Origin of the sequence: Veillonella sp. 3913 (assembly GCF_003992235.1) — a bacterium.
Taxonomy (GTDB): domain Bacteria; phylum Bacillota; class Negativicutes; order Veillonellales; family Veillonellaceae; genus F0422.
On record NZ_RQVF01000001.1, the window covers coordinates 264809 to 288538 of the forward strand.

General features: G+C 36.9%; 30 protein-coding genes. 1 reads left to right on the plus strand and 29 read right to left on the minus strand.

The genetic code is table 11. The features are described 5' to 3' along the window. The 21 genes from argR to cobU all read right to left on the minus strand — a co-directional run bounded on the left by argR (position 1) and on the right by cobU (position 16241). Positions 1 to 456 (minus strand): arginine repressor, encoded by a 456-nt coding sequence (gene argR, locus EO113_RS01350; RefSeq protein WP_009353250.1) that lies wholly within the window; start codon positions 454 to 456, stop codon positions 1 to 3. Further along, positions 456 to 1031, minus strand: a complete 576-nt coding sequence (locus EO113_RS01355) for a class I SAM-dependent methyltransferase (RefSeq protein ID WP_127135328.1) — start codon at positions 1029 to 1031, stop codon at positions 456 to 458. The genes argR and EO113_RS01355 overlap by 1 nt, the downstream gene beginning before the upstream one ends. Continuing rightward, complete coding sequence (locus EO113_RS01360) at positions 1028 to 1906, minus strand: NAD(+)/NADH kinase (RefSeq protein WP_126940302.1); 879 nt, start codon at positions 1904 to 1906, stop codon at positions 1028 to 1030. The genes EO113_RS01355 and EO113_RS01360 overlap by 4 nt, the downstream gene beginning before the upstream one ends. Before the next feature lie 8 nt (positions 1907 to 1914). Next, positions 1915 to 2718: a TlyA family RNA methyltransferase gene (locus EO113_RS01365; protein WP_126940301.1), complete on the minus strand. Its 804-nt coding sequence runs from the start codon at positions 2716 to 2718 to the stop codon at positions 1915 to 1917. Positions 2719 to 2727: 9 nt separating this feature from the next. After that, positions 2728 to 3606: a polyprenyl synthetase family protein gene (locus EO113_RS01370; RefSeq protein ID WP_127135329.1), complete on the minus strand. Its 879-nt coding sequence runs from the start codon at positions 3604 to 3606 to the stop codon at positions 2728 to 2730. Between the two features lie 82 nt (positions 3607 to 3688). Further along, positions 3689 to 3898 carry an exodeoxyribonuclease VII small subunit gene (gene xseB / locus EO113_RS01375; RefSeq protein WP_126940299.1) on the minus strand — a complete coding sequence of 70 codons (210 nt, stop codon included), beginning with the start codon at positions 3896 to 3898 and terminating at the stop codon, positions 3689 to 3691. Further along, positions 3891 to 5096 (minus strand): exodeoxyribonuclease VII large subunit, encoded by a 1206-nt coding sequence (gene xseA / locus EO113_RS01380; protein WP_127010438.1) that lies wholly within the window; start codon positions 5094 to 5096, stop codon positions 3891 to 3893. The genes xseB and xseA overlap by 8 nt, the downstream gene beginning before the upstream one ends. Before the next feature lies 1 nt (position 5097). Beyond that, positions 5098 to 6090 (minus strand): metallohydrolase, encoded by a 993-nt coding sequence (locus EO113_RS01385; protein WP_126940297.1) that lies wholly within the window; start codon positions 6088 to 6090, stop codon positions 5098 to 5100. A gap of 1 nt (position 6091) precedes the next feature. After that, a complete protein-coding gene (nusB, locus tag EO113_RS01390) occupies positions 6092 to 6490 on the minus strand; it encodes a transcription antitermination factor NusB (RefSeq protein WP_126940296.1) in 399 nt (132 codons plus the stop codon). Next, a complete protein-coding gene (locus EO113_RS01395) occupies positions 6477 to 6857 on the minus strand; it encodes an Asp23/Gls24 family envelope stress response protein (RefSeq protein WP_126940295.1) in 381 nt (126 codons plus the stop codon). The genes nusB and EO113_RS01395 overlap by 14 nt, the downstream gene beginning before the upstream one ends. A gap of 9 nt (positions 6858 to 6866) precedes the next feature. After that, positions 6867 to 7229 carry an Asp23/Gls24 family envelope stress response protein gene (locus EO113_RS01400; RefSeq protein ID WP_126940294.1) on the minus strand — a complete coding sequence of 121 codons (363 nt, stop codon included), beginning with the start codon at positions 7227 to 7229 and terminating at the stop codon, positions 6867 to 6869. Between the two features lie 95 nt (positions 7230 to 7324). Further along, the gene (efp, locus tag EO113_RS01405) at positions 7325 to 7882 is read right to left on the minus strand and encodes an elongation factor P (RefSeq protein ID WP_126940293.1); all 558 of its coding nucleotides are present in this window, start codon (positions 7880 to 7882) and stop codon (positions 7325 to 7327) included. A 14-nt stretch (positions 7883 to 7896) separates the two neighbouring features. After that, entirely contained in the window at positions 7897 to 8967 is a 1071-nt protein-coding gene (locus tag EO113_RS01410) for a Xaa-Pro peptidase family protein (RefSeq protein ID WP_126940312.1), read from the minus strand. Between the two features lie 74 nt (positions 8968 to 9041). Then, on the minus strand, positions 9042 to 9767 hold the full coding sequence (locus EO113_RS01415) for a pseudouridine synthase (protein ID WP_126940292.1): 726 nt from the start codon (positions 9765 to 9767) through the stop codon (positions 9042 to 9044). Further along, positions 9757 to 10401, minus strand: coding sequence for a histidine phosphatase family protein (locus tag EO113_RS01420; RefSeq protein ID WP_126940291.1), 645 nt, complete (start codon positions 10399 to 10401; stop codon positions 9757 to 9759). Before EO113_RS01420 ends, EO113_RS01415 begins: the two co-directional genes overlap by 11 nt. An 11-nt stretch (positions 10402 to 10412) precedes the next feature. Next, positions 10413 to 11510 (minus strand): threonine-phosphate decarboxylase CobD, encoded by a 1098-nt coding sequence (cobD, locus tag EO113_RS01425; RefSeq protein WP_127135330.1) that lies wholly within the window; start codon positions 11508 to 11510, stop codon positions 10413 to 10415. An 8-nt stretch (positions 11511 to 11518) separates the two neighbouring features. After that, on the minus strand, positions 11519 to 12397 hold the full coding sequence (locus EO113_RS01430) for a GHMP kinase (protein WP_127135331.1): 879 nt from the start codon (positions 12395 to 12397) through the stop codon (positions 11519 to 11521). 19 nt (positions 12398 to 12416) lie between these two features. Then, positions 12417 to 13154 carry an adenosylcobinamide-GDP ribazoletransferase gene (gene cobS, locus EO113_RS01435; protein ID WP_127135332.1) on the minus strand — a complete coding sequence of 246 codons (738 nt, stop codon included), beginning with the start codon at positions 13152 to 13154 and terminating at the stop codon, positions 12417 to 12419. Positions 13155 to 13163: 9 nt separating this feature from the next. Next, positions 13164 to 14141: an adenosylcobinamide-phosphate synthase CbiB gene (gene cbiB, locus EO113_RS01440; protein ID WP_127135333.1), complete on the minus strand. Its 978-nt coding sequence runs from the start codon at positions 14139 to 14141 to the stop codon at positions 13164 to 13166. Further along, on the minus strand, positions 14141 to 15661 hold the full coding sequence (locus EO113_RS01445; RefSeq protein WP_127135334.1) for a cobyric acid synthase: 1521 nt from the start codon (positions 15659 to 15661) through the stop codon (positions 14141 to 14143). The genes cbiB and EO113_RS01445 overlap by 1 nt, the downstream gene beginning before the upstream one ends. Then, positions 15654 to 16241, minus strand: coding sequence for a bifunctional adenosylcobinamide kinase/adenosylcobinamide-phosphate guanylyltransferase (gene cobU / locus EO113_RS01450; RefSeq protein WP_062402824.1), 588 nt, complete (start codon positions 16239 to 16241; stop codon positions 15654 to 15656). Before cobU ends, EO113_RS01445 begins: the two co-directional genes overlap by 8 nt. Before the next feature lie 71 nt (positions 16242 to 16312). Between cobU and EO113_RS01455 the strand changes: the two genes are divergently transcribed. Next, positions 16313 to 16663 (plus strand): hypothetical protein, encoded by a 351-nt coding sequence (locus tag EO113_RS01455; protein ID WP_009353780.1) that lies wholly within the window; start codon positions 16313 to 16315, stop codon positions 16661 to 16663. 114 nt (positions 16664 to 16777) lie between these two features. Here the strand turns inward: EO113_RS01455 and EO113_RS01460 are convergent, their stop codons facing one another. The 8 genes from EO113_RS01460 to EO113_RS01495 form a co-directional block, all read right to left on the minus strand. Next, positions 16778 to 17281, minus strand: a complete 504-nt coding sequence (locus EO113_RS01460) for a cob(I)yrinic acid a,c-diamide adenosyltransferase (protein WP_009353784.1) — start codon at positions 17279 to 17281, stop codon at positions 16778 to 16780. A 64-nt stretch (positions 17282 to 17345) separates the two neighbouring features. Continuing rightward, entirely contained in the window at positions 17346 to 18209 is an 864-nt protein-coding gene (gene htpX, locus EO113_RS01465; protein WP_127135335.1) for a zinc metalloprotease HtpX, read from the minus strand. A gap of 78 nt (positions 18210 to 18287) precedes the next feature. Next, positions 18288 to 19217: a homoserine kinase gene (thrB, locus tag EO113_RS01470; protein ID WP_127135336.1), complete on the minus strand. Its 930-nt coding sequence runs from the start codon at positions 19215 to 19217 to the stop codon at positions 18288 to 18290. A gap of 10 nt (positions 19218 to 19227) precedes the next feature. After that, positions 19228 to 20520 carry a homoserine dehydrogenase gene (locus tag EO113_RS01475; protein WP_009353786.1) on the minus strand — a complete coding sequence of 431 codons (1293 nt, stop codon included), beginning with the start codon at positions 20518 to 20520 and terminating at the stop codon, positions 19228 to 19230. Positions 20521 to 20538: 18 nt separating this feature from the next. After that, the gene (locus tag EO113_RS01480) at positions 20539 to 20991 is read right to left on the minus strand and encodes an ACT domain-containing protein (protein ID WP_062402832.1); all 453 of its coding nucleotides are present in this window, start codon (positions 20989 to 20991) and stop codon (positions 20539 to 20541) included. A gap of 2 nt (positions 20992 to 20993) precedes the next feature. Continuing rightward, complete coding sequence (locus EO113_RS01485) at positions 20994 to 21992, minus strand: lysylphosphatidylglycerol synthase transmembrane domain-containing protein (protein WP_009353790.1); 999 nt, start codon at positions 21990 to 21992, stop codon at positions 20994 to 20996. Continuing rightward, positions 21989 to 22855 carry a ChbG/HpnK family deacetylase gene (locus EO113_RS01490; protein ID WP_126940282.1) on the minus strand — a complete coding sequence of 289 codons (867 nt, stop codon included), beginning with the start codon at positions 22853 to 22855 and terminating at the stop codon, positions 21989 to 21991. The genes EO113_RS01485 and EO113_RS01490 overlap by 4 nt, the downstream gene beginning before the upstream one ends. Before the next feature lie 59 nt (positions 22856 to 22914). After that, the gene (locus tag EO113_RS01495) at positions 22915 to 23721 is read right to left on the minus strand and encodes an RNA methyltransferase (RefSeq protein WP_062402838.1); all 807 of its coding nucleotides are present in this window, start codon (positions 23719 to 23721) and stop codon (positions 22915 to 22917) included. Positions 23722 to 23730: the final 9 nt, after the last annotated feature.

Here is a 23730-nt window from a genome sequence, read left to right on the forward strand (position 1 = left end):
TTAATCCCTCATTAAGTCTTGAATACGGTCCAATACCATTTCTACACTTTCTACAGAATTACATATCAATAAAATTGTATCATCTCCAGCAATCGTACCTATAACTTCATGCCATTTTGCATGGTCAATAGCAAAGGCTACTGATTGCGCAGAACCAGGTAATGTATGTAATACGACTTGATTCAATACGTGGTCAATACGCAAAATAGAATCTTGGAACAAGCGATTGATGCGTGTTCTAGATAACATAATATTTTCTTCTGGAGATAAGGCATATCGATATCGTCCATCCCCTGTAGGAACTTTAATTAACATCAATTCCTTAATATCACGTGATACTGTTGCTTGTGTAACGGTAATCCCTTCTTCTACCAAGGCTTGCGCTAACTCTTCTTGTGTTTCAATAGCCTTAGTTTGAATAATTTCTTTTATCTTATTATAACGAAAACGTTTCATTATTTCCTCCGACGAATAATATATAAAATAGGCGGTTGATTCGCTTGATTTAATGGTCGCCATGTACTGCAGTGAAAATCTTTTTGACTAATAGAAGCTATATAGTCTTCTAAATCTTCTGCCTCTTTACGACCAGTTTCTGTTCCAGGATACGCTACAATGGTACATAATCCATGTACTGAAAGTTTTTCTAATCCCTTTGATAAAGCTTTAATTGTTGATACAGATTGTGTCATAATTTGATGGTCTGCATTCGGTAAGTACCCCAAATTAGCTACCATTAAATCGATAGTAGATACAGGAAGTGTTTCCAGTGCACTATCATGTGACCCCAATATGAAATCCACTTGTTTTATAGCCTGTGGAAGCTCTTTCAAAAGCTTTTCTTTCGTCCTTGTTAGCGCTACTTCTTGTATATCAATAGCATATACATGAGAATTTTCATGACAATGTGACAATAGATATACTGTGTCATGTCCATTGCCACAAGTAATATCTACAATAGTTCTAGCTGTAACTAGGGCGTCCAACCATAAGTGATGCTGAAATTCTACACTATGGTGTAGAGGAATCATAGAACCTCCTTAGATCGTGCGGTCAACTTTTTAAACAAGGTAGCAAAGAATTTTTGATCTTTAAATCGCACATATTTACAATATTGTGGATGTGCTTCAATATGTAAAGAGTCAGTATTACTAAATTCGTAATCAAAAGTGCCATCTACAGAGATATGTAGATTTTTCTGACGCTCTGGCATAGTAATATCAATCTTTGCACTTTCTTTTAGCACCAAAGATACGCCCTGCAATAAATGAGGGGCAATCGGTGTTACTATAAGAGAGCGATTATCTGGCGCCATAATAGGACCTCCAGCAGATAAGTTATACCCTGTAGACCCAGTGGAACATGCTACAATTAAACCGTCAGCAGGATACATTTGAGTATGTCCACCGTTAATCGACAAATTAATGCGAGCCATTTTACCCGGTTCTGAGCGGGATACAACAATATCATTAATAGCAGGACGCAGCACGCGTTCTCCTTCTGGAGTATGCAAAGTTCCCACTAAATGAATGCGATCTTCCACATAAAAATCGCCTTTACTAATTCTTTCAATGGCCATCTCTAAGTTTTCAAGCTCTATTTGATTTAGGAAACCTAATTCCCCTAAATTAATGCCACAAATTGGTACATTATATGGGTAAATTTGACGGGCTAATTGAATAATTGTACCATCACCACCAAAGCTAAATGCCATATCCAAATGTTCAAATATGTCTGGTCGTGATAATAAGTGAGATTTCTCTATCCCCAACGCATATACATCATGATGTTCTAATTCTTTAGGCATATAGACTTCTATACCATATGTATGGCAATAGGTAATTGCTTGTGATAATATATCTCGAATATTCTCTTTTTTCATATTAGGAAAGAAACCGATTCTCATAGATCCTCCTATAATCGATGAGCCTCCTCTACCGTGGCTGTAATAAGCCCTTCAGTAATGTCTAAGGAACCCTCTGCTTGTTTTGTAAAATATCCTAAAAATTCAATATTTCCTTCCATTCCTTTAATGGGAGAATAGGTTAGTCCATGTAAATATAACCCACAATCTTTAGCAATGTGCAAGATACGATCTAACACCAATCTATGTGTGGATTTCTCACGTACTATTCCACCTTTACCGACTAGTTCTTTACCAGCCTCAAACTGAGGCTTGATTAAAGCTACTAAAGAACCAGTATCTTTAAGTAAAGTAGTCGCTACAGGTAACACTTTATCCAAAGAGATAAATGCTACATCTATGGAAATAAAATCGCTAAGTTCCCCTAATTGTACTGGAGTAACGGTGCGAATATTTTGTTTTTCCATATTAATGACTCTAGGATCTTGTCGTAACTTCCAGGCTAGTTGATTATACCCTACATCAATGGCGAACACTTTGGCTGCTCCATGCTGTAAGGCACAGTCTGTAAACCCTCCTGTGGAAGCACCAATATCTACCATTACGGCATTCGTTAGATCGATAGGATATAACTCGATGGCTTTTTCCAACTTTAAGCCACCACGGCTTACATATGGTAAGGTATTACCTTTTACCTCCAAATGTGTATCTACTGAAACTTTAGTACCAGCTTTATCCAATCTCTGTGTACCAGAAAAGATAAGCCCCGCCATAATAGCAGCCTTGGCTTTTTCTCTACTTTCAAATACACCACGTTGCACCAGTAGTATATCAAGACGTTCTTTTTGACTCATACGTGTCTCCTACTGTGTGCGATCCATTAAATATTGGACTAGACCTTCAAGAACAGGTGATGTGCAGTTGGAATCATGTAACGCTGTTAATGCTAGATTAGCCACCTCTTGAGCTCGTTCTTTAGCAGTATCTAATCCTAAAATAGATACATAGGTTGCTTTATGCTGACGTTCATCACTGCCAGGAGTTTTACCTAATTCTTCTTGTGTGCCTACTACATCTAAAATATCATCGGTAATTTGGAATAATAAACCTAAATGATCAGCATATCGTAGGTAGGCCTCTCTTACGGATGTTGTGGCCTCCATAATAATCAGACCAATTTCAACAGCTGCAGTAAATAATGCTCCTGTTTTACCTTTGTGAAGAACTACTAATTCATCCAATGGTAGGAATTTTCCTTCTGATTGTAGGTCAAAAGCTTGTCCACCTACCATTCCGCTAGGCCCTGCACCTTTGGCTAAGACATGAATAATTTGCACTACTTGTTCTGCAGATAATGTTGTGTGTTTGCTAACTAATTCAAAGGCATAGGTTAATAATCCATCTCCTGCTAAAATAGCCATACCATCGCCATATACACGATGATTGGTTAGTTTTCCTCTACGATAATCATCATTATCCATAGCTGGTAAATCATCATGAATTAAAGAATAGGTATGAATCAATTCTATAGCACACACTACATCTTTATAAGCATCCCAAGATCCACCTAAAGATTCAATGACAGCTTTTGTAATAATAGGCCGAATTCTTTTACCACCCATCAATAAGCTATAATTCATGCTATCGTATAAACGAGCATATTCCGTATTAGGTGATTCTAATACAGAGGATAAATAACTTTCAATGTCTGCTTTGCTTTGTTGCAAGTACTCTTTTAACATAATATCCTCAATTCTTTGAAAGATAATAATTTTTGTATAAATATTCTAATTCTATTATACCTAAAAAAACGTACTTTGTCTCCTAATTCGTATCTACTTGTACAGTTTCAATTATTTGTTCAATTTCTTCTTCTACAAGTTGCAATAAATCAGAACATTCTTTGACTAATGTTAATCCTTCTTTATAGGTTTTTAACAATTCATGCATAGATAAGCTTTCGTCATCTAATTTTTTTACTACTTCTTCTAAGGCTGTATATTTCTTTTCATAATTTTTTATAGATTTAGCCACGATGTGTTACCTCCTGTACAGTCGCTTTCACAGATCCATCTTGAATATGTATATCTAATGTATCGCCAATTTGTACACTTTGAATCGTTTGTAATGGAGTACCATTAAGATCAACTTTTGCAAATCCCTTAATGACCTTAGCTAAAGGATTTTTGTTATCTAATTGAGTCGCTAATATAGCTAATTTACGTGATTCATCTTGGGATTTCTTTTGTATTGCACTATGTAATAGGTGTTCAAAACGTTGTAATATATTTCTCTGTTGATGCACCAAGTTCATGGCAGGTACAATAATCTTGCGGTTGGCAATAGAAAATAACTGTTGCTTTTCTTTTTGAATACGATACTGCACAGTATTGTGAATAAAGTCTAATTTCTGCTGTACTTCTTCTTGTAAGTCCAACAGTGGATAGATAGATAATTCTGCAGCATGACTTGGGGTTGCCCCTCTTACATCTGCGACAAAATCACATAGTGTATAATCTACTTCGTGACCTACTGCAGACACAACCGGTGTTGTACATTGGAATATAGCTTCTATTAAAGCTCTATCATTGAAGCACCATAAATCTTCCATAGAGCCACCACCACGACCAACAATAATTACATCTACATCTGGGTCAGCATCTGCCATAGCTACACCACGAGCAATAACAGGGCCCGCTGTAGGTCCTTGTACAGGTACATTAAATACTTTAAATGTTACTAATGGATTGCGATGGGATGCTACATGTAAAATATCGTGAATAACTGCTCCTGATGCAGAAGTAACAACACCAATACAACTCGGTACAGGTGGCAAAGGTTGTTTGTGCCGTTCGTCAAAATACCCTAACGCATATAGCTCTTGTTTTAATTTCTCATAAGCAATTTGATAGTCACTTTTGGCACCAATACGAATATCTTCGCAAATAAAACTTAAACGACCAGTTTTTTCGTAAAAACTAATGTTTCCTCGTACTTGTACTAACAAACCATTTTCAAGGGCACCTTCCAAGCCACGTTGTTGCACTTTAGAACGCCACATAGCCATATCAATGGAGCCTGTATCATCGATGAGAGAAAAATAATAATGTCCTGTACTATGACGTTTTACATTAGAGATAACACCTTCAACAATACAGTTCTTTAAGAGAAATTCTCCCTCTACGGTTTGCTTAATAATTTTATTTAATTCTCCAACGGAGTAAGCATCCATTCTATTCTCCTTCAACAACCTTTGCTCCATAGGCATTACCTGAGGCATTATCTGCACTATATTTAGAGGATACACATAACACATCTAAATCATGATGGTGTCCCCAATGAACTAAACGATCTTGTAAGTAGGTATTAGCCATGACACCACCGGCAGTAATTAAGGTTGTAATATTATGTTTTGTTAAAATATGAGATAAGGCTTTCTCTAGGGAATTTCCAATACAATGGAACACAGAGGCTGCCAAGATTTGTGCATTTTTTTCTGTACTAAATGATTCCCTATCAGTCCAATCTATAGGCCCATGTTGTAATGATTCCCACCAGCGTTGTCCAGCGCTATATGGCCCACCAAAGCTAATGGTAGATTCTTTTACTGATACAGGGAGCACCGAGTCTACATTGTATTTAATACGCCTTCCTAATGTTTCCATGCTTGGGCCCGCTGGAAACTTTAAGCCCATTAAAACACCTAATCGGTCTACTAACTGGCCTCCTGCTATATCATCAGAGCCACCTACTATTTGCACTTTAAAACCACTTTTATAAATGCGTTCACAAAGAACAAATTCCGTGGTTCCTCCAGAAAGGTGTAAACTTAAAAAGGGACCTTCTGGAATTTCACCAATTTCACGTAAGGCTGCCCATATATGATTCTCTTGATGAGAAAATACATGTACAGGAACTTGTAAACAATGTCCCAGTGATTTTGCTGTATTAAGACCTACTAAGAATGCCGGCATATAGGAATCTTCTTCTCGTCTTGGAAAACCGCTGACACCGATAGCTGAAATGGGTTGATCCAAATGTAAAGACTGAATCAGTTCACCTAAAGCACGAGTATGTTGAAACACCATTTGTGACTGTTGTAATCCTCGTTTCCCCTGCGGTACTTCTAACAGTTTTCTAACTTCCTGTACTAATCTACCTTCCTCATCAACAATTGCACAAGATGTAGTATAACAACTTGTATCTATTCCTAAATAATAGGTCATGTTATTGTCTCGATTTAGCTAAATTATGAAGGATAGCATTAATGTACTTATAGGAAGTCTCTCCACCAAACTCTTTCGCTAATAAAACAGCTTCATTAATAACAATCTTTGCTGGTGTATCCTCTTGTGGATGTAATAGCTCCCACGCTGCCATACGTAAAATAGTAAGTTCTACTTTAGGAAAACGTTCCATTTTACGTTTAGGAGAAAATTCTTGTAAAGCTGCATCTAATTGTTCTTTTTCACTACGCACACCTGCAATTAATTGTTTTGCAAATTGATTGGCTTTTCCTTGCATTTTAGTGGTATCTAAAACTGCCTCCTCAACTATTTCTTCTGAAAATGTATCTGCATAAATAGTTTCAAATGCAAACACTCTTGCTAACCTACGATGATTCATGATTAGGTTCCCTTCTTTCTAGACCGTCAATGTGTACATCTACACGAACACGATATAAGTCTAACATATTTCGTAAATCTTGCCGCACTTGTTGTTGTATTTGTCGTGCCACTTCTAATGGATGAGATCCACAATATAAACGAAGATATAAATTAATTTCTATAAAAGCCTCTCCAAAGCTATCTCGTTTATGTTTAACATTCATTCCAGGCCAACTTTTTTGCCCTAGTTTTTGTGAGATACCATCTACAACACCATCAAAAAATCGTTTGCTCATGGAGTGTATTTCATCGAAAGATGACAATACTCTTGCAGTGACATCTAAAATAACGGCATCTGTAATTTCAATTTCTAAATGATCTGACATACAAATCCTCTATAATATGGTACTTTCAAAAATTATATCTTGCACATAAATATCCACACTATTCACAGTAGCATCTGCCATAGAAACAAGAGCACTTTTTACTCGCTCTTGTAAACGCAAGGCTATATCTGGGACGCGATATCCATAATACACTGCAATATGTAGAGATACTTGCAATGATCCATCTTCTAAAACTTGTACTTTTACACCTTCCATGGCATTTTTTCTGCCAAATATGCTACTGACCGTATCTCCAAATGTTGTACTCATACCCGCAACACCTTTAGTTTCCAATGCTGTCATGGTAGCAATCATTTCATAAACAGAATGGTCGAACTGTATCAGTCCTTCAAAAAAGCGATTATCTTCCATATATTTACCAAAAAAGCATTTGTCGTCCTACCACAGGCCAACAAATGCTTTTAATTACAATACTATACTAGTTGTTAAAAGATCAAATCTGTGGTTTAAGCACGTTCAATATATTGTCCAGTACGTGTATCTACACGCAATACATCGTCTACTTCGATGAATAAAGGTACTTTTACAACATAACCTGTTTCTAATGTAGCAGGTTTATTACCACCAGTTGCAGTATCACCACGGATACCAGGATCAGTTTCAACTACACGTAACTCAACAGCTACTGGTAAATCGATACCGATTACGATACCTTGGAAGAACATAATGGATACTTCCATATTTTCTAACAAGAAGTTTTTAGCATCCCCTAATTGATCTACTGTTAATTCAGTTTGGTCATATGTTTCATTATCCATGAAAGTATATGCTCCATCAGATTCATATAGGTATTGCATGCGACGACGGTCAACATGAGCTTTTGGCACTTTTTCACCAGCATTGAAAGTACGCTCTACCACAGCACCTGTTTGTAGGTTTTTCAATTTAGCACGTACGAAAGCTGCTCCTTTACCTGGTTTAACATGTTGAAAGTCAACTACTTGCCATACATTACCATCTAATTCGACAGTTACGCCTGGACGAAAATCATTACTGGAAATCATTATAAATCCCTCCATTACACATCTAGTTCTATTAAATCTTTAGGAGTTTTTGTGAGAACTTCACAACCCTCCTTAGTAACTATAACTGTATCTTCAATACGTAATCCCATATGCCCTGATAGATATATACCTGGCTCTACTGTGACTACCATATTGGATCTTAATATATCTTTTGATTTTGGTGATACCACTGGTAATTCATGAATATCTAAACCTACCCCATGACCTGTGCCATGACGAAAGTTTGACCCATATCCTTGTTCTTTGATATAGTCTCTACAAATTGAATCTATCTCTAAAGCAGTTACACCTTCTTTTATAGATGCAACACCACGTTGTTGTGCTTCTAACACAATAGAGTACAACTCTTTTTGTTCATCACTAGCCTTACCTAATACGATAGTGCGTGTCATATCTGAATGATATCCTTTATACATAGCACCAAAGTCAAAGGTAATAAAATCGCCTAGCTCCATCACTTTATCACTAGCGACCCCATGAGGCATACTAGAACGATAACCAGAAGCAACAATAGTTGCAAACGATGGCTCTTTAGATCCACGTCGTAACATTTCTGTTTCTAGAATAATACGTGCCTCGTTTTCAGTCATCCCCACTTTTAGCTGTGGTAACATAGCTGCAAATGATTCATCTGCAATATTAAACGCTTGCCGTAAATATTTCAGTTCATCTTCTCGTTTCACTATACGAAGGCTAGCAAAATCGAAGGATAAAAATTCTGTTTCATTCAATGTATCACAAACTTGCTGAAATACATCGACACTCATATAGTTTCCTTCAAAGCAACATGTAGTTAAACCAATACTTGAACGTTTTAGTAAGTCCCTAATTGTTTCATATACATCACCTGTATATTCTACTACTTCGTATCCTTCACATTGTTCTTTTGCCTGTTCTGTATAACGACTATCCGTTATCATATACGCTTTGTTAGGCGTTACAAGGGCAACCCCTGTAGTTCCTGTAAAGCCAGCAAAATAATGCAGATTAATAGGACTAATAAGAATAGCGCCCCCGTATGATTCTTCTTGTAGGAATCCTTGTAAAGTTGCTAATCCATTCATCATCTCGCCTCCTTAAAAAGCATCAACTAATGATACCATATAATGCATAGATATGACAAATTGAATAGATTCGATTAAACAATTTCTTTTTCTTCTTCTGTTAAATCTATGAATGTGCCCACTTCTTCAATAGAATCAAGGGTAATTCTACCGATAGCAATGCGTTGTAAGTACGTTACCGTCCCACCACAGGCACCGATCATACGTTTCACTTGATGATATTTCCCTTCGTAAATAGTCAATTCACAGGAGTGAATGATTTCACCAAACTCATTCATCACTCCTTCATCATTGTGAAGCGATAGTTCTGCCGGCTTACACTCTGTACCATCCCCTAAAACTATACCAGCTTGTATACGTTGTATGCCTTCATCTGATAAAGCCCCACTATATTCTACATAGTAAGTTTTACCAATATTTTTTTTGCCATGAATAATTTTATGAGCCCAAGGACCATCATTGGTTAATAATAACAACCCTTCTGTATCTTTATCAAGTCGTCCCACAGGGAATACCTTCAAAGTTTGAAACTCTTCAGGAAGTAACTCCATGATAGTAGGATCTGTAGAATCTTCTACAGCTGTTACATATCCAGCTGGTTTGTGAAATTTAATATAATATTCTAATTGTGCTTGTACAACTTGATCTTGAACCGTAACCACATCTACATCAGGATTGATATGCATGTCTTTTTTCTTAACAATACTATCATTTACCTTTACAAGACCCTGTTTGATTAAATCATGCACTTCTTTTCTTGTACCAAAAGCCTTATGGGCTAAAAACTTATCAATCCTCACCGTAACCACCTTCTCTCACATGAGTATGAGATGTATCATTTAATATACAAATACGATTATAAGGAGATTGGTCACCCCAGAAATCCACCACACTAACGGCTGTATTCCCCTGTGCTAACCGCCATAAACAATTCAGTGGAATACCCGTTAATGCACATAATAATGTACGTATGGTTCCTCCGTGACAAACTACCAATAACCGTTCACCATCCTCCATACGCGCTAACTCTTCTAATAAACGAGTATAGGCACGTTCTTGCACCATTTCTACTGTCTCCCCATTAGGAATTGGTTTCTCTGATGGATCTTCATAAATAGCTTCGATTTGGCCAGGCCAGCGTTCATTAATTTCAGAATATGTTAAGCTTTCCCAGTCGCCAAAGTTAATTTCCCGTAATCCTTCTGTAAAAGTGGTAGGAATATACCGTCCTTTTAGAATTTCTTCAGATGTAACCCTAGCTCTTACTAGGTCTGAAACGATAGCTCTATCAAAATGAACATCTCGTAAGGCATCACCCACATCTACAGCTTGGGCCATACCTTTTTCATTTAAAGGTATATCACTAAATCCTTGGTGCTTTCCTAGATGATTCCAATCCGTTTCACCATGGCGAACAAAGTAAATTTGTATCATAGTATCTCCTGTTATAATGTAAAATATGCTCGTAAAGCTTGCAATAATTGTTCATTTTGCTCTCTTGTTTTGACAGCGATACGAAACCAATTGGGGCCTAGCCCAGTATAGTGAGAGCAGTCTCTAATTAATATAGATTGATGATACAAGTGCTGAATCATATCTTCTAAAGAATACTGATCATCTAGATGACAGAGAGTATAATTCACAGATGGTTCAATGCACTGTAATACATCCATCTGTACAATCTTCTTATATAGCCATTCTTTTTCTTGTTTTAGTACTGTCCGAGTCTCTTGTATATAGTCTGTATCTTGTAAGGCTTTTTCACTATATATTTGCGCTAAATGATTTACAGTCCAAGATGGAATATGAGATTTAATGAAGTTAATAATCATAGGATTTGCCATCATCGCCCCAATACGTAGACCGGGAACTGCGTAAAACTTAGTTAAAGAATGTACAACTATCACATTGTCATACTCTTTCACATAGTTTCGCATAGAATAGTCATCCCCTAAAAAATCAACAAATGACTCATCAAACACTAGATAGTGACCATTTTTCTTGCAAACTTCAATTAATTCACGACTTTCATGTTTCCACAAGGTGCCACATGGATTATTGGGATTCCCAATAAATACTAAGCGATGCTTAGACTGATTTAAATCATGTAATATCGTTGTTAAAGGATAGGAAAAGCAAAATGAATCCGCATCAAATTGTAATTCATATTCTATGACTGGTAGGCCACACGAATGAGCACCATGGCTATACTCTGAAAATCCAGGAGCTGGCACATACACAGCTTCTATTTCTGGCAATCGGCATATGGCATAGATTAATTCAGCTGCACCATTACCGAAAGCAATGTATTCTTTTGGCATATCCCACAATTCGGACGTGATAGCAAAAAGGTTCGTCATGTCTGGATCTGGATAATGTATCACATGTTGAAATGCCTCATTCATAGCATCCATCCCCTTGGCGCTCATACCCAAAGGGTTAATATTGGCACTAAAATCTAAAATCTGATCTAAGGAAGTACCTAATAGTCGACTCGCTTTATGCACATTACCACCATGCACATTCGTTTTTTTCACCATCATAACCTCCTTTATCGTTCCATGAAAGTAATTCCTTCATTCGTGGTTTCCACTATATCCATGAAGGTAAGATTTGGCAATTCCTGCTTTACTTGTTGCAAGCAGTGTACAATACTTGGTGAGTCTGGGGGAAATAGCAATCCCAGTACAGTTCCACTATGAGCAATAATCGTTCCTATAGCATTACACTCCACTCCAATTTGATGTAATGCATATAAGTTTGCCTTATGCAAAATACGTTGATTGCCGAAAGAACTAATGGTAGAGGCTTCACCAATAAGTTTCATATTATGCTTATGTATACCTTCTTTAAATTTTGCTAAAGCTTCTACCATCAACTCTTCTTTTTCATCAATTAAAGCATCTAAATTTTGCTGATGATTAAATTGTACTGTATCTATCGTACCGCCTTCATCAAACATGACGATACGAATCGGTGGACATGTGCCTAATAATTCACAACATGTACCATTTAGATAGTCGAACTGAACAATACCAGGGTAAAAGGGAGCATCTGTAGGTTCGATTGATAAGCAGATAGAGGCTAATTGCTCCATAGAAAGATCGTAGCCATGACTTTTTGCTGTAGCCATAGCTACTACACTAATATCTGCACTACTAGAAGCCAATCCTTTTCCTTGTAAAATATCGGAATGTAAATATACAGGCTTCGCCGTATATCGATCGATTCCCAATGTATCCAATACCGTGATGTAAGCTTGATAGGCCTTTGACTGTAAAGAAATCGATGAAAGAGGAAGTGGATATTGTACATCACCAATGGCATAAGAATAGCGATTAATAGGACAGGTTACTAGAAATCGTTGTCCTTTTATGGAGCCTTGAATAAATTCTCCACAAGTGCCTGGCGTTCTTACATAAAATGCCAACTCTACTTCCTCCTTTCATTTATATAACACTTACAATAATTGCGCCTAAAATGATAAAAATTTCTGATAATTCACATACAAATCCATACGTGTCCCCTGTAGTCCCTCCTAAATGTTTTGTCACATAGGAGTTAATGATAAGGTTAACTAAGAGGGCAATAGCAAATAAGTATACATATAACCACTCATAATACAATATAGGTAATAATGCTAATAGGGTCGCTACTGGCAAAGCATACTTAGGAGCATTGTCTGCAAAAAATTTACCGATTCCTTCTGGTCTTGCATAAGGAAACTTTTGAATACTAATCACCATAGTATATCGACTTAACAGAGGCATACTGACCAAGACTAAAGGGACTACATAGATTGGTAAATTAACTAATAGTTGCCATTTTAAAAGGGTTAAAAATACAAAGCCTACTACTCCATTACTCCCTACTCGGCTATCTTTCATAATCTCTAATTTACGTTCCCGATCTCGTCCTGAAAATAAGCCATCACAGGTATCCATAAATCCATCTGCATGAAGTCCACCAGTAAATAGAAATTCAAAGATAACTAACATAAGCATCAGTAAGGATATCGGAATATACGAATTTGCTAAGGCATAAAAAGCCCACATAAAGACACCAATGACAAGACCTACTAAGGGAAAATAGGTAACGGATGCTCCAAAGTCTTCTACTTTCCACTCTGTTTGGTTTACAATTTTTAAGCGTGTTAAAAACTGAAGTCCTACAAAAAATCCTTTCATTTGCCACCTCTACCATTGATTAATTACATACGTACTGACCATTGTTAACGCAACACCCAAGATAGAAACAGTATACATCAAATATATAGTTTGATAAATGTGTTTCCCTACCATAGATGTTATAGGGTCTCCCATATAGGCCCGAAAGGTGACTTTGTCATGATACACATTTTGTCCACCTAACCGAATATGTAAAGCCCCTGCTACGGGAGCCTCTGCATAGCCCCCATTAGGACTAGGATGTTTATGCGCATCACGAGTGGCTATACGGATGGCATGTTTCCAATCTTTGCCACAGAGAAAAGAAGCTGTCACAAATAAAACACAAGTAATACGTGCAGGAATATAATTAACTACATCATCTAAGCGGGCTGCAAAACGACCAAAGTATAAATAGCGCTCATTTTTATAGCCTAACATGGAGTCCATCGTATTAATAGCTCGGTATCCAATAGCTCCCCATGGACCTAATAGGACAAACCAAAATAGAGGGGAAATAATGCCATCTACTGTATTTTCCGCTACTGTTTCAATGGTAGCACGAGTAATTTCACTTTCATCAAGTTCACTAGTCTTACGACCTACAATCCATCCCACTTTACGGCGTGCTTCAGATATATCTTGTTTTCTCAACAAATTAGCAATTTCTATGCCTGCCTCTGCTAAACAACGAGGGCTAATAGCAATGTATAGGCACAATAAGGATACTATGAAATAGCCGATTGGATGTATGGTCCCTCCTATAAATAGGAGCCCTGTAACAATGACCATCACAGTCATTAAGACTAGTAATACAGTAGATATCCCTAATAGTATTTGATTCCTTGCCATAGTATTCTTTTTATACAATAGATGTTCATAGAAAGAAATACAATTACCAATTAAAACAACAGGATGGTATTTACTTCTAGGGTCACCCACTAAAGTATCTAACAAAAGTGCCCCTAAAGGAATAAAATAAAGAAGATGGTGTATAAACCATTCCATTAGTCTTGCTCCCATAATGATTGAATATATTCCATATCTAAATGTTCTTCTACAATCTTGGCTAATCGATTATAGGCAGCTTCTTTATGTTCAAAGTAGCGGAATACAATATCTAATGGCTCTAATCCTTTTTTTGTACGCAATGCATTCAGGATTGAGCGACGTAATCCATCATTATCTAAAATGCCGTGAATATATGTGCCCATCACTTGACCATTACTAGTGACAAAACCATCGATCACATCTACCTTAGTATCACTACGCTTTTGAATATGGAAACAACGTTCTCCTGCTCCTACTGGCTGTGTATCTCCCATATGGATTTCATAGCCTACAAGATTTTCACCACTAAAGTTAGTACCTAAGAAAGATAAATCCTTTACATCAAAACAAACTTGATGTGTTAATTTTTCAGTTTTCATAGTAGTAGCTGTTGGAAGCAACCCTAATCCTTTTAATTCAGGAATATCCCCTTCAATCCCTTCTGGATCATAAAGCATTTCTCCCAGCATTTGATTACCACCGCAAATACCCAATACAGGTACCCCAGCATTTGCTAAGTCGTGGATATCTTTATCATAGCCATGCTCCTGCAAGTACGATAAGTCAGCTAATGTGTTTTTAGAGCCTGGTAAAATTACCATATCTGGATGACCAATTGGCTCCCCTTGTTTCACAAAACGAACAGATACATCTGGTTCATAGGCAAGAGCATCAAAGTCTGTAAAGTTAGAAATTTTAGGAGTTTGCATGACCGCAATCGTAATCTCCTTAGATACTCCTCTATATTTACTTTCTAATGCTACAGAATCTTCTTCATCAATATCAAGGTTTTCTATCGCCGGTACTACACCTACTACTTTTTTACCTGTTTTTTCTTCAATAAAATCCAATGCAGGTTGTAATAATGTGACATCACCTCTGAATTTATTAATGATAATACCTTTTACTAGATCTCTTTCATCTGGTTCTAATAATTCTAAAGTACCCACCACAGATGCGATAGCACCACCACGATCAATATCTGCAATAAGCATTACAGGAGCCTTTGCTAACTTGGCAACACGCATGTTTACAATATCATTAGCTTTTAAATTGACTTCCGCAGGGCTACCGGCACCTTCAATGACAATCATATCAAAATTTTCATCAAGATATTGTAAACTTTCTTTTACTTTATCTAAGGCTGTTAAGGAGTATTTTGTATGGTATTCTCTAGCGCTATACACACCTACCGGTTTGCCCATTAACACAACTTGAGAGGACTGATTGCCTGTAGGTTTTAATAGGACGGGATTCATTTGTACAATAGGCTCTAAACCTGCTGCTTCCGCTTGTGCTACTTGGGCTCGCCCAATTTCATCCCCTGCTTTGGTAACATAGGAATTTAACGCCATATTTTGTGCTTTAAAAGGTACTGTTTTATATCCCTTATTATGTAAAATGCGACACATTGCTGTAGCTAAAATACTTTTACCTACATTAGAACTGGTACCTTGAAACATAATTTTTTTAGCCATGGTTGCTTACCTCCAATGCTTTTATATCTATTGTCATACCACTGATTGTCATATATGATTCATCAGCCTCTGCTGCTACCATTCGATTGACACGTCCCATAATATCTCTAAAAATACGAGCTAATTTATTCTCTGGAACAATACCTAAGCCAATTTCATTGGTCACAAAAATAACCGTCTTTTCATTGTTTCCCTTGTAGGATCGAATCACATCAAGTACAGCTTGTACTTCTGAAAGTATAGCTCTTTCACGGCAATTTATATCTTCCTGAGATGTAAATTCACCATCTTCTAATAATAGATTAGTAGTCCACATCGTTAAGCAATCTACTAATACCACAGAACATTCACCTAAAATTTGTTGAATCTCTTTACTAATGGCACAAGGGATTTCATAATTGTTCCAAATCATTTTCCGTCGTTCTTGATGTAAATGAATACGATGCTTCATCTCTTCGTCATAAGCTTGCCCTGTAGCAATATATCCTTTTTGTCCTTCTTTAGATAAAGCTAGTGTTTCTGCAAACTCACTTTTGCCACTACGGGCACCACCTGTACAAAATATTATACGATTTTTCATAGTATACCTATACAAAGTTGCCCTTTATCAGTTATCATATGTACTATACGTTCATTATAAAGGAGACAACTATGGAATTATTAAATTTAGACATCCAATTAATGGCCACTCTATGGGAAAATACCTATCGTGCAGCCATTAAAGATCAAAATGGAAATTATGTAGCCTCTGTACGCATTATCGTAAATGTTCCACTTTCACCAGACCGTTTACCACCCAATGCACCAAAAGCAGATCCACAATTATTTGTATTGGTAGAAGACGCTGTGATGGAATCGGAAGATATCATTCAGTTTGAAACTTTATTATCCGTACACATCCGAGAAAAATTTAAAAATGAAATCGATCAGATCTATTTCTTCTATCCAAGCCCTGAAGATGTGCTAAACAAAACTGTAGATGTACAAGAAGTACAACATTAATCACAGTAACTACATACATAGTATTATAGCACATCCAAGAAGATTTGATAGAAATAATCTAAGAGATACTAAAAGGAGGTACCCAACATGGAGTACCTCCTTTTATATCGTATACTATTTCACTTCATCTTCTACGCGCGCTAAGATAAATAGCAAGTCGGATAAACGATTTAAATAGCGAAGATTTGACATATGAATCTCTTCTGTTTCTCCTAACTTCCATAGGTCTCGCTCTGCACGGCGAACGATAGTACGACCTAAGTGCAAGAAACTGGATGTTTTACTATCACCAGGTAAAATAAATTTAGATAATGGCTCTAATTGTTCATCAAATTTGTCGATAATCTGTTCTAAATTAGTCACGTGCTCATCTGTAATAGTAGCTTCTTGCCCTAAACTAGAGATATCAGCCATAATCATCCATAGTTCTTTCTCAAGTTGCAATAATGTGTCTTGTACTACCTTTTTGTCAGAGTACGCTCGAGCTACTCCAAGAAAGGCTTGTGCCTCGTCAATTGTTCCATACGTACAAACACGTTGAGATGCTTTACTTACACGTTCACCAGTATATAAACCAGTAGAACCTGCATCGCCTGTTTTCGTGTACACTTTTGCCATAGTATACCTCCTTAACAACTAGAAACCTTACGATCTCTGTAACATAAGATATGCATTGCTCCCTTTAAATACGACTCGCTATCTCACGCAAACGTTGAATACGACTTTCTGTAGATGGATGCGTACTAAATAATTGAGTCATAGTGGAAGAAATTCCACTTAAAGGATTAATGATAAACATGTGTGCTGTAGATGATACGCGGCTTTCGCTTTGATCAGGAAGCACACCAAATTTAGCATAATGCTCAATTTTGGCTAATGCGGATGCTAAGGATAATGGCTTTCGACTCATCATCGCCCCTTCTTCATCTGCTAAATACTCACGAGATCGTGAAATAGCCATTTGAATTAAGCTAGCTGCCAAAGGTGCTAAAATGATAGTGCCAATTAATGCTAAAGGATTAGAATGCTCCTCATCATCACGGCCTCCAAAAATAGCTGCCCATTGTAACATATTCGCCACCATAGCAATAAATCCTGCCATACTGGCTGCAATAGTACTAATTAATGTATCTCTATGCTTCACATGAGAGAGCTCATGAGCTAGTACACCTTCAATTTCATCATCTGTTAATAGTTTCATAATACCCGTTGTCACAGCTACTGCTGCATGCTCAGGGTCACGGCCTGTAGCAAATGCATTAGGTACTTCTGATTCAATAATATACACCTTTGGCATCGGTAACCCAGCATTATGAACTAATTTTTTTACAATTTGAAAAATAGTAGGGTTGTTTTGCTCTGTAATTTCTTTTGCATTATAAGCCCGCAATACCATAGATGCACTATTCCAATAGGTATAGAAATTTATTCCTAAAGAAATAATAAACATTAGTATCATCCCTGAATGCCCACCTACCATTTGACCTATAACCATCAGTATTCCTGATAATAATGCCAATAAGGCTGCTGTTTTTATATGATTCATGTATTCCTCCTACTTAGTTTTTTATAGAATGTATATACTTAGTATAGCATACAAAATGTAAAAGAATCATGAAGTTTTTTATTCATATTTAATTTTTACAACTTTAGCGCCCTCACGGTCTGCATGCAGCACAAAACGACGACAGTCAATATCGTTGTTCATAAAAACCGAACTCATAGCATCTGCCACTGTCACTGCATGTTCCGGAGAACAATAAGCAATTAAAGTTGAGCCTGAACCACTAATAGTAGAGCCATACGCACCATGATCCTTAGCTGCAGTAAATACATCATCACAATAAGGAATCAAGGTTTTACGATACGGTACATGTAGATAATCCTGTAATGCTACAGACAAATTATCCATCCTATTTTGTATCATGGATCCTACAAATAATGTAGCAAATCCTACATTGGCAACAGCTTCTTTATAGCTTAACTCCGTTGGCAATACGCTTCGCGCATACGATGTTTCTACAATCACTTCTGGTACCACTACAGCAAAGGTTAAATTACTTGGTACATCGATATGGGAATGGAATACTGTATCATTCCCACCAACAGCACAGACTAAATTCCCCATAATAGCTGGCGCTACATTATCAGGATGCCCTTCCATATCATTGGCAATGAGCAATAATTGATCTTTATTTAAAGGTTCTTGTAAATAGGCATTGGCTAATAGCAACCCACCCACAATGGCAGTAGAACTACTGCCAAGACCTCTTGATGGTGGAATTTGTGTATTAGAATGAATACGACCATAAACAGGTTCAGCATTCACTTCTTTAAATACCCTTTCCATGGCAATTCCCACTAGATTTTGGCTATGGTCTTCTTTCTCCAATAAGTCCGCCCCAAACCCTTCAAAGGTATATGTATTAGATGTGGCCTCTTTGTCAGGTTCAAAGGTAAATACATTATATAAATTTAATGCTACTCCAAGACAATCAAACCCAGGACCGCAATTAGCACTCGTAGCCGGCACTTGCACCGTAATAGATTTCATGAACACTCCTTTATTCAACCATGATGCGGATGACACTCCCCACTTCTCTAACTACACGTAAATGGTTGAAAGAATCAATTAGATTTTGAATATACGCATGAGGACATTTAGAAGTAATTATCGCTAATGTAGCAGTATCATTATCTGCTTTACGTTGGATAACAGAATGAGCAGAGATGCGTTGTTCTGCTAATTTGGTAGCTACTTTTGCTAATACACCTGTTGAGTTATCCACAGTCATACGAATGTAGTAAGCAGATTCAATTTTACTAGAACTATACATTGTTTTTTGCGGATAATAGAACTGCTTCATTTCCCCTGTTTTTCCTTGTACTACATTACGAGCTACTTCCATCACGTCACTCACGATAGAACTACCTGTTGGTAAGCTACCAGCTCCACGACCGTAGAACATAGCCTCATCAAAACCATTACCACGTAAAAATACAGCATTAAAAGAACCCCGTACAGAGGCTAATGGATGAGTGTTTGCAATGAAGGCAGGATGTACATTTAAGGACAGACCTTTTTTCGTTTCTCTTGCAATGCCTAACAACTTAATAGTATAGCCAAACTCTTTGCCAAATTGGATATCACTAGCATCAATTTGCGTAATCCCTTCACAACTTACATCTTCAAAGAAGATACGTTTATTAAAGGCAATAGAACCTAAGATGGCTAATTTACGTGCTGCATCATAGCCTTCCACATCAGATGTAGGATCTGCTTCTGCATAGCCAAGGTCTTGTGCTTCTTTTAGGACTTCTTCATAGCCTAATCCATCTTCACTCATCTTAGACAAAATAAAGTTAGTGGTTCCATTTAAAATACCCATAATTTCTGTAATTTGATTACCGCCGAAGGAATCATATAAGGCGCGGATAATTGGAATCGCCCCTGCCACACTCGCTTCAAAGCGTAAGTCCACATGATGCTTCGTAGCTAGCTCCATTAAATAGGGACCAGCTTCCGCTAATAAATCTTTATTGGCAGTCACCACATGTTTTCCAGCAATAATAGCTTCTTCAATGCAAGTACGGGCAAAGGTAGTCCCTCCCATCACTTCCACTACAATATCTACAGATGAATCCTGTAAAATTTCTTTATAATCTGTTACAAATGTAGCGGTTGCAGGTAGTGCAACATGACTATATTTATCTGGATTTCTCACATAAATTTTATCTATAGTCACAGGTACACTAATACGATTTTGTATGACATCTAAATTTTTAGTCAATAATTCTACTGTACCTTGTCCAACTGTACCAAAACCCAAGAGGGCAATCTTAACGCCTTGCTTCATTCTTTATCTCCTTAAGCACTAGGCTTGACCAATTAGTTCCACCTTAATAACTCCCTCTAATTGTCGTACTTCGTGCAATACATCTTCTACTGGTAATGTTAATTCCTTTGTTTCAAAAGAAATATTTACATGTGCTACACCTTGTAGCGGCAAATTCTGATTAATCGTTAATACACTGCCATTATAATCTGCAATAATCCGTAAAATATTAGATAGCATACCAGACTCGTTAGAAATCAGTGCATTAATTGACACAATTTTACCTTGTGAAAGTTCATAAAATGGAAATACATAATCTTTGTATTTATAATAAGCAGAACGACTTAAGTCCATTTTTTCAACAGCTTCATTAATCGTTTTAGCCTCTCCTAGTTGTAAAATAGATTTTACTTTGATCGTTTTTTTAATTGCTTCTGGTAAGATTACTTCATTCACTAAATAAAATTTGTCTTTTTTGCCTTTCACAGCCATAACTACACCTCTTCACTACTAGTGGAAACGGAACTTGCGATGTGTTGTCCATATAGAGTAAATACGGAATACATACCGATAAAAAATGGAACATATTCTGCTACAATCCGCCACGCCACTGCAACTAGCCCCACCGTTCCAATTGGCACAAAAGAAGCAAATAAATACACAAATAATCCTTCTGCAACGCCTGTTCCACCTGGTGTAGGAGCAAAATATAAAATTAAATTTAATAAAATCATACGATTTAAGATTTCAACAATACTAATATCTGAAGTAAACGCATACATCAATGCTGGCGCAATAGCATATAAAAATAATAAGCTCAATGCAGACTCAATAAATACGATAAAGGATTGCATAGGGTTTGCATATAATAAACTAAGCCCCCCATTAAATTCATCCAGCTTAATGAGCCAACCTTTTGGGTTTCCTTTTTTTGTTATCTTACATATCCAAGTTACTAAGCATTTCATAAGTCGCGTTTGTAATAGATACATTCCCATAAATGTTGAAATCACAACAAAGATTGATATACCTATCAATTGGGAATTAGTAATATATGGTACATCGATAGGCTCTGTTACCAGAATAAACGGTAACATGATGATTAAAAATAAAATAGAAAATACAGTTCGCACTAACACAATAGGTGCTGCTTTTCCGATAGGTACATGATAAGACCGTAAAATCAAAGCCTGTGCTACCGCACCACCACTAGCACCAGGTGTTAGCATAGCCATAAAATAATTACCAAATATAACTCGTAGAATAGCAATTAGGGATAAACTATATCCACCCATACGTACCAATCGTTGTAGCCGCAAACCATCAAAGTACATACCTAAAGCAAGTGCTACCATTGCCAACAATAAAGATGTAAAGTTAAATGTACCTAATGTAGCTAATGAATCTAAATCAATTGTAAAATAAATTGTTATACCTGACACAATAAGGAGTAAAAATCCAATGAAGATTCCTCGCTTTGCCATGGTGCTCATGAACGTTCTCCTTCAGTCCATTGTCCATAATGGATGAGACTAATATCATGAGTAGCAATATATTCTTTTACTCTAGCAGATGTCATAGCCGCTCGTTCCTCATCCCAATGATAGCCCCAATCATACAAGGATCGGAGTGTATGATTATCTTTACCAGGATGTGTCATAATTTCATGGACCCCTTGTTTCTTAGCAACTTTTTTTAAAATTGCTAACAAAGCTTCTTCCCTCAATTGACCACCATTCATCATACCCCAAAAATATAGGGGCGATGAAAATCCAAAATCACGAGATATAGTGTAGGCTTGTTGTGTGATAACCGTTAGCCCTACTTTACCAATCCAACGACCTAGTGAAGACACACCATTCATTAAAAATGGAGTTTCATCGGGCATACGAATCTTAGTTAAACCATAGCGCTTCATTTGTTCTGCCACTATAGGCAACACTTGTGGTAGTACATGCATATGTTGATGTCCATCTACATGTGTTATAGGTAATCCTGTAGACATTACTTTTTGAAATTGTGCTTCAATTTCTTTTCGCAATTCAGAACCTTTTATACGTCCGGTATACAGCCGTTTTATAAATTCTGTGTGTGTCATAGGAAATTTACCATCTATCAACAGACTTGGAATTTCCTTAGGATCACAAACAGGAGAAAGCCCCCCGACCAAGCAAACATGCAATCCCACGCCTAGTGTGGGCGTTGTCTTAGATAATGATAAGGCATCCTCAAAATAGTCTCCAGATGCCAATAAAGACGTACTTGTTACTATTCCTTGTTGATGACTTTCTAGGATTCCTTCATTAATAAGAGGATGTAAACCAAAGTCATCTGCATTCACAATTAGACGTTTCATAGTTACCTTCCTGTACGCACTAAATGGATAATTGTATTCTTATTCTACCAAAATTATTGCTATTTGGATAGACAAAGTTTTCTTTCTTGTACTTTATACATGCACAAAGCTCCAGCTATGGCAACATTCAGAGATTCCATGGGACCATACATGGGGATAGAAATTCTCTGTGTAACCAACTGTAATATATCCTCTGAAATACCATTTGCTTCATTTCCTAGAGCAATCATAGTGGCCCCTGCATAACTTGGTTCTCCATAGTTAACACTATCTTCTAAAACAGTTCCATACAATTTGATTCCTTGCTCTTCTATAAGCTTTACTACACTATCTTTTGTGACATTTGTATAAATCGGTAATTTACACAATCCACTCATAGTACTACGCACTGTTTTTTCATTGTATATATCTACCGTATTAGATGTTAAAAACATAGCCCTTACACCAGCACCAACAGCAGTTCGTATTAAAGTTCCTAAATTGCCTGGATCTTGTACTCCATCAATGAGTACATATAGACCATTCTCTTTTACACGGAAATCTTCTAGTCGATGTACTTTTTGACATACTACAGCAATTATACCTTGTCCATGAACGGTTGTTTCAATCCCTTTCCATAAGTTATCTGAAATGGAAAATATCTGTACGTCATAGATACCACATAAGGATAGCAATGGATCTAACTGTTCCTGTTTTATGGATTCTATGTTGACAATGACATACCGTACTGTACCAGTAGGCAGCATATCTATGACTGTACGATATCCTTCAGCTACAAATTCCTGATGCGTAGTACGATATTTTCGTTTATATAATTGTACAATGTGCTTAATTTTTTTATTATCTCGTGAAATAATATCTTCCATAATACCCTT

Coding starts and splice junctions, on each gene's coding strand:
- argR (WP_009353250.1), bottom strand. CDS start 456: ATGAAACGTTTTCGTTATAATAAGATAAAAGAAATTATTCAAACTAAG.
- EO113_RS01355 (WP_127135328.1), bottom strand. CDS start 1,031: ATGATTCCTCTACACCATAGTGTAGAATTTCAGCATCACTTATGGTTG.
- EO113_RS01360 (WP_126940302.1), bottom strand. CDS start 1,906: ATGAGAATCGGTTTCTTTCCTAATATGAAAAAAGAGAATATTCGAGAT.
- EO113_RS01365 (WP_126940301.1), bottom strand. CDS start 2,718: ATGAGTCAAAAAGAACGTCTTGATATACTACTGGTGCAACGTGGTGTA.
- EO113_RS01370 (WP_127135329.1), bottom strand. CDS start 3,606: ATGTTAAAAGAGTACTTGCAACAAAGCAAAGCAGACATTGAAAGTTAT.
- xseA (WP_127010438.1), bottom strand. CDS start 5,096: ATGGATGCTTACTCCGTTGGAGAATTAAATAAAATTATTAAGCAAACC.
- EO113_RS01385 (WP_126940297.1), bottom strand. CDS start 6,090: ATGACCTATTATTTAGGAATAGATACAAGTTGTTATACTACATCTTGT.
- nusB (WP_126940296.1), bottom strand. CDS start 6,490: ATGAATCATCGTAGGTTAGCAAGAGTGTTTGCATTTGAAACTATTTAT.
- EO113_RS01395 (WP_126940295.1), bottom strand. CDS start 6,857: ATGTCAGATCATTTAGAAATTGAAATTACAGATGCCGTTATTTTAGAT.
- EO113_RS01400 (WP_126940294.1), bottom strand. CDS start 7,229: ATGGAAGATAATCGCTTTTTTGAAGGACTGATACAGTTCGACCATTCT.
- efp (WP_126940293.1), bottom strand. CDS start 7,882: ATGATTTCCAGTAATGATTTTCGTCCAGGCGTAACTGTCGAATTAGAT.
- EO113_RS01410 (WP_126940312.1), bottom strand. CDS start 8,967: ATGAATGGATTAGCAACTTTACAAGGATTCCTACAAGAAGAATCATAC.
- EO113_RS01420 (WP_126940291.1), bottom strand. CDS start 10,401: ATGATACAAATTTACTTTGTTCGCCATGGTGAAACGGATTGGAATCAT.
- cobD (WP_127135330.1), bottom strand. CDS start 11,510: ATGATGGTGAAAAAAACGAATGTGCATGGTGGTAATGTGCATAAAGCG.
- cobS (WP_127135332.1), bottom strand. CDS start 13,154: ATGAAAGGATTTTTTGTAGGACTTCAGTTTTTAACACGCTTAAAAATT.
- cbiB (WP_127135333.1), bottom strand. CDS start 14,141: ATGGAATGGTTTATACACCATCTTCTTTATTTTATTCCTTTAGGGGCA.
- EO113_RS01445 (WP_127135334.1), bottom strand. CDS start 15,661: ATGGCTAAAAAAATTATGTTTCAAGGTACCAGTTCTAATGTAGGTAAA.
- cobU (WP_062402824.1), bottom strand. CDS start 16,241: ATGAAAAATCGTATAATATTTTGTACAGGTGGTGCCCGTAGTGGCAAA.
- EO113_RS01455 (WP_009353780.1), top strand. CDS start 16,313: ATGGAATTATTAAATTTAGACATCCAATTAATGGCCACTCTATGGGAA.
- EO113_RS01460 (WP_009353784.1), bottom strand. CDS start 17,281: ATGGCAAAAGTGTACACGAAAACAGGCGATGCAGGTTCTACTGGTTTA.
- htpX (WP_127135335.1), bottom strand. CDS start 18,209: ATGAATCATATAAAAACAGCAGCCTTATTGGCATTATTATCAGGAATA.
- thrB (WP_127135336.1), bottom strand. CDS start 19,217: ATGAAATCTATTACGGTGCAAGTGCCGGCTACGAGTGCTAATTGCGGT.
- EO113_RS01475 (WP_009353786.1), bottom strand. CDS start 20,520: ATGAAGCAAGGCGTTAAGATTGCCCTCTTGGGTTTTGGTACAGTTGGA.
- EO113_RS01480 (WP_062402832.1), bottom strand. CDS start 20,991: ATGGCTGTGAAAGGCAAAAAAGACAAATTTTATTTAGTGAATGAAGTA.
- EO113_RS01485 (WP_009353790.1), bottom strand. CDS start 21,992: ATGAGCACCATGGCAAAGCGAGGAATCTTCATTGGATTTTTACTCCTT.
- EO113_RS01490 (WP_126940282.1), bottom strand. CDS start 22,855: ATGAAACGTCTAATTGTGAATGCAGATGACTTTGGTTTACATCCTCTT.
- EO113_RS01495 (WP_062402838.1), bottom strand. CDS start 23,721: ATGGAAGATATTATTTCACGAGATAATAAAAAAATTAAGCACATTGTA.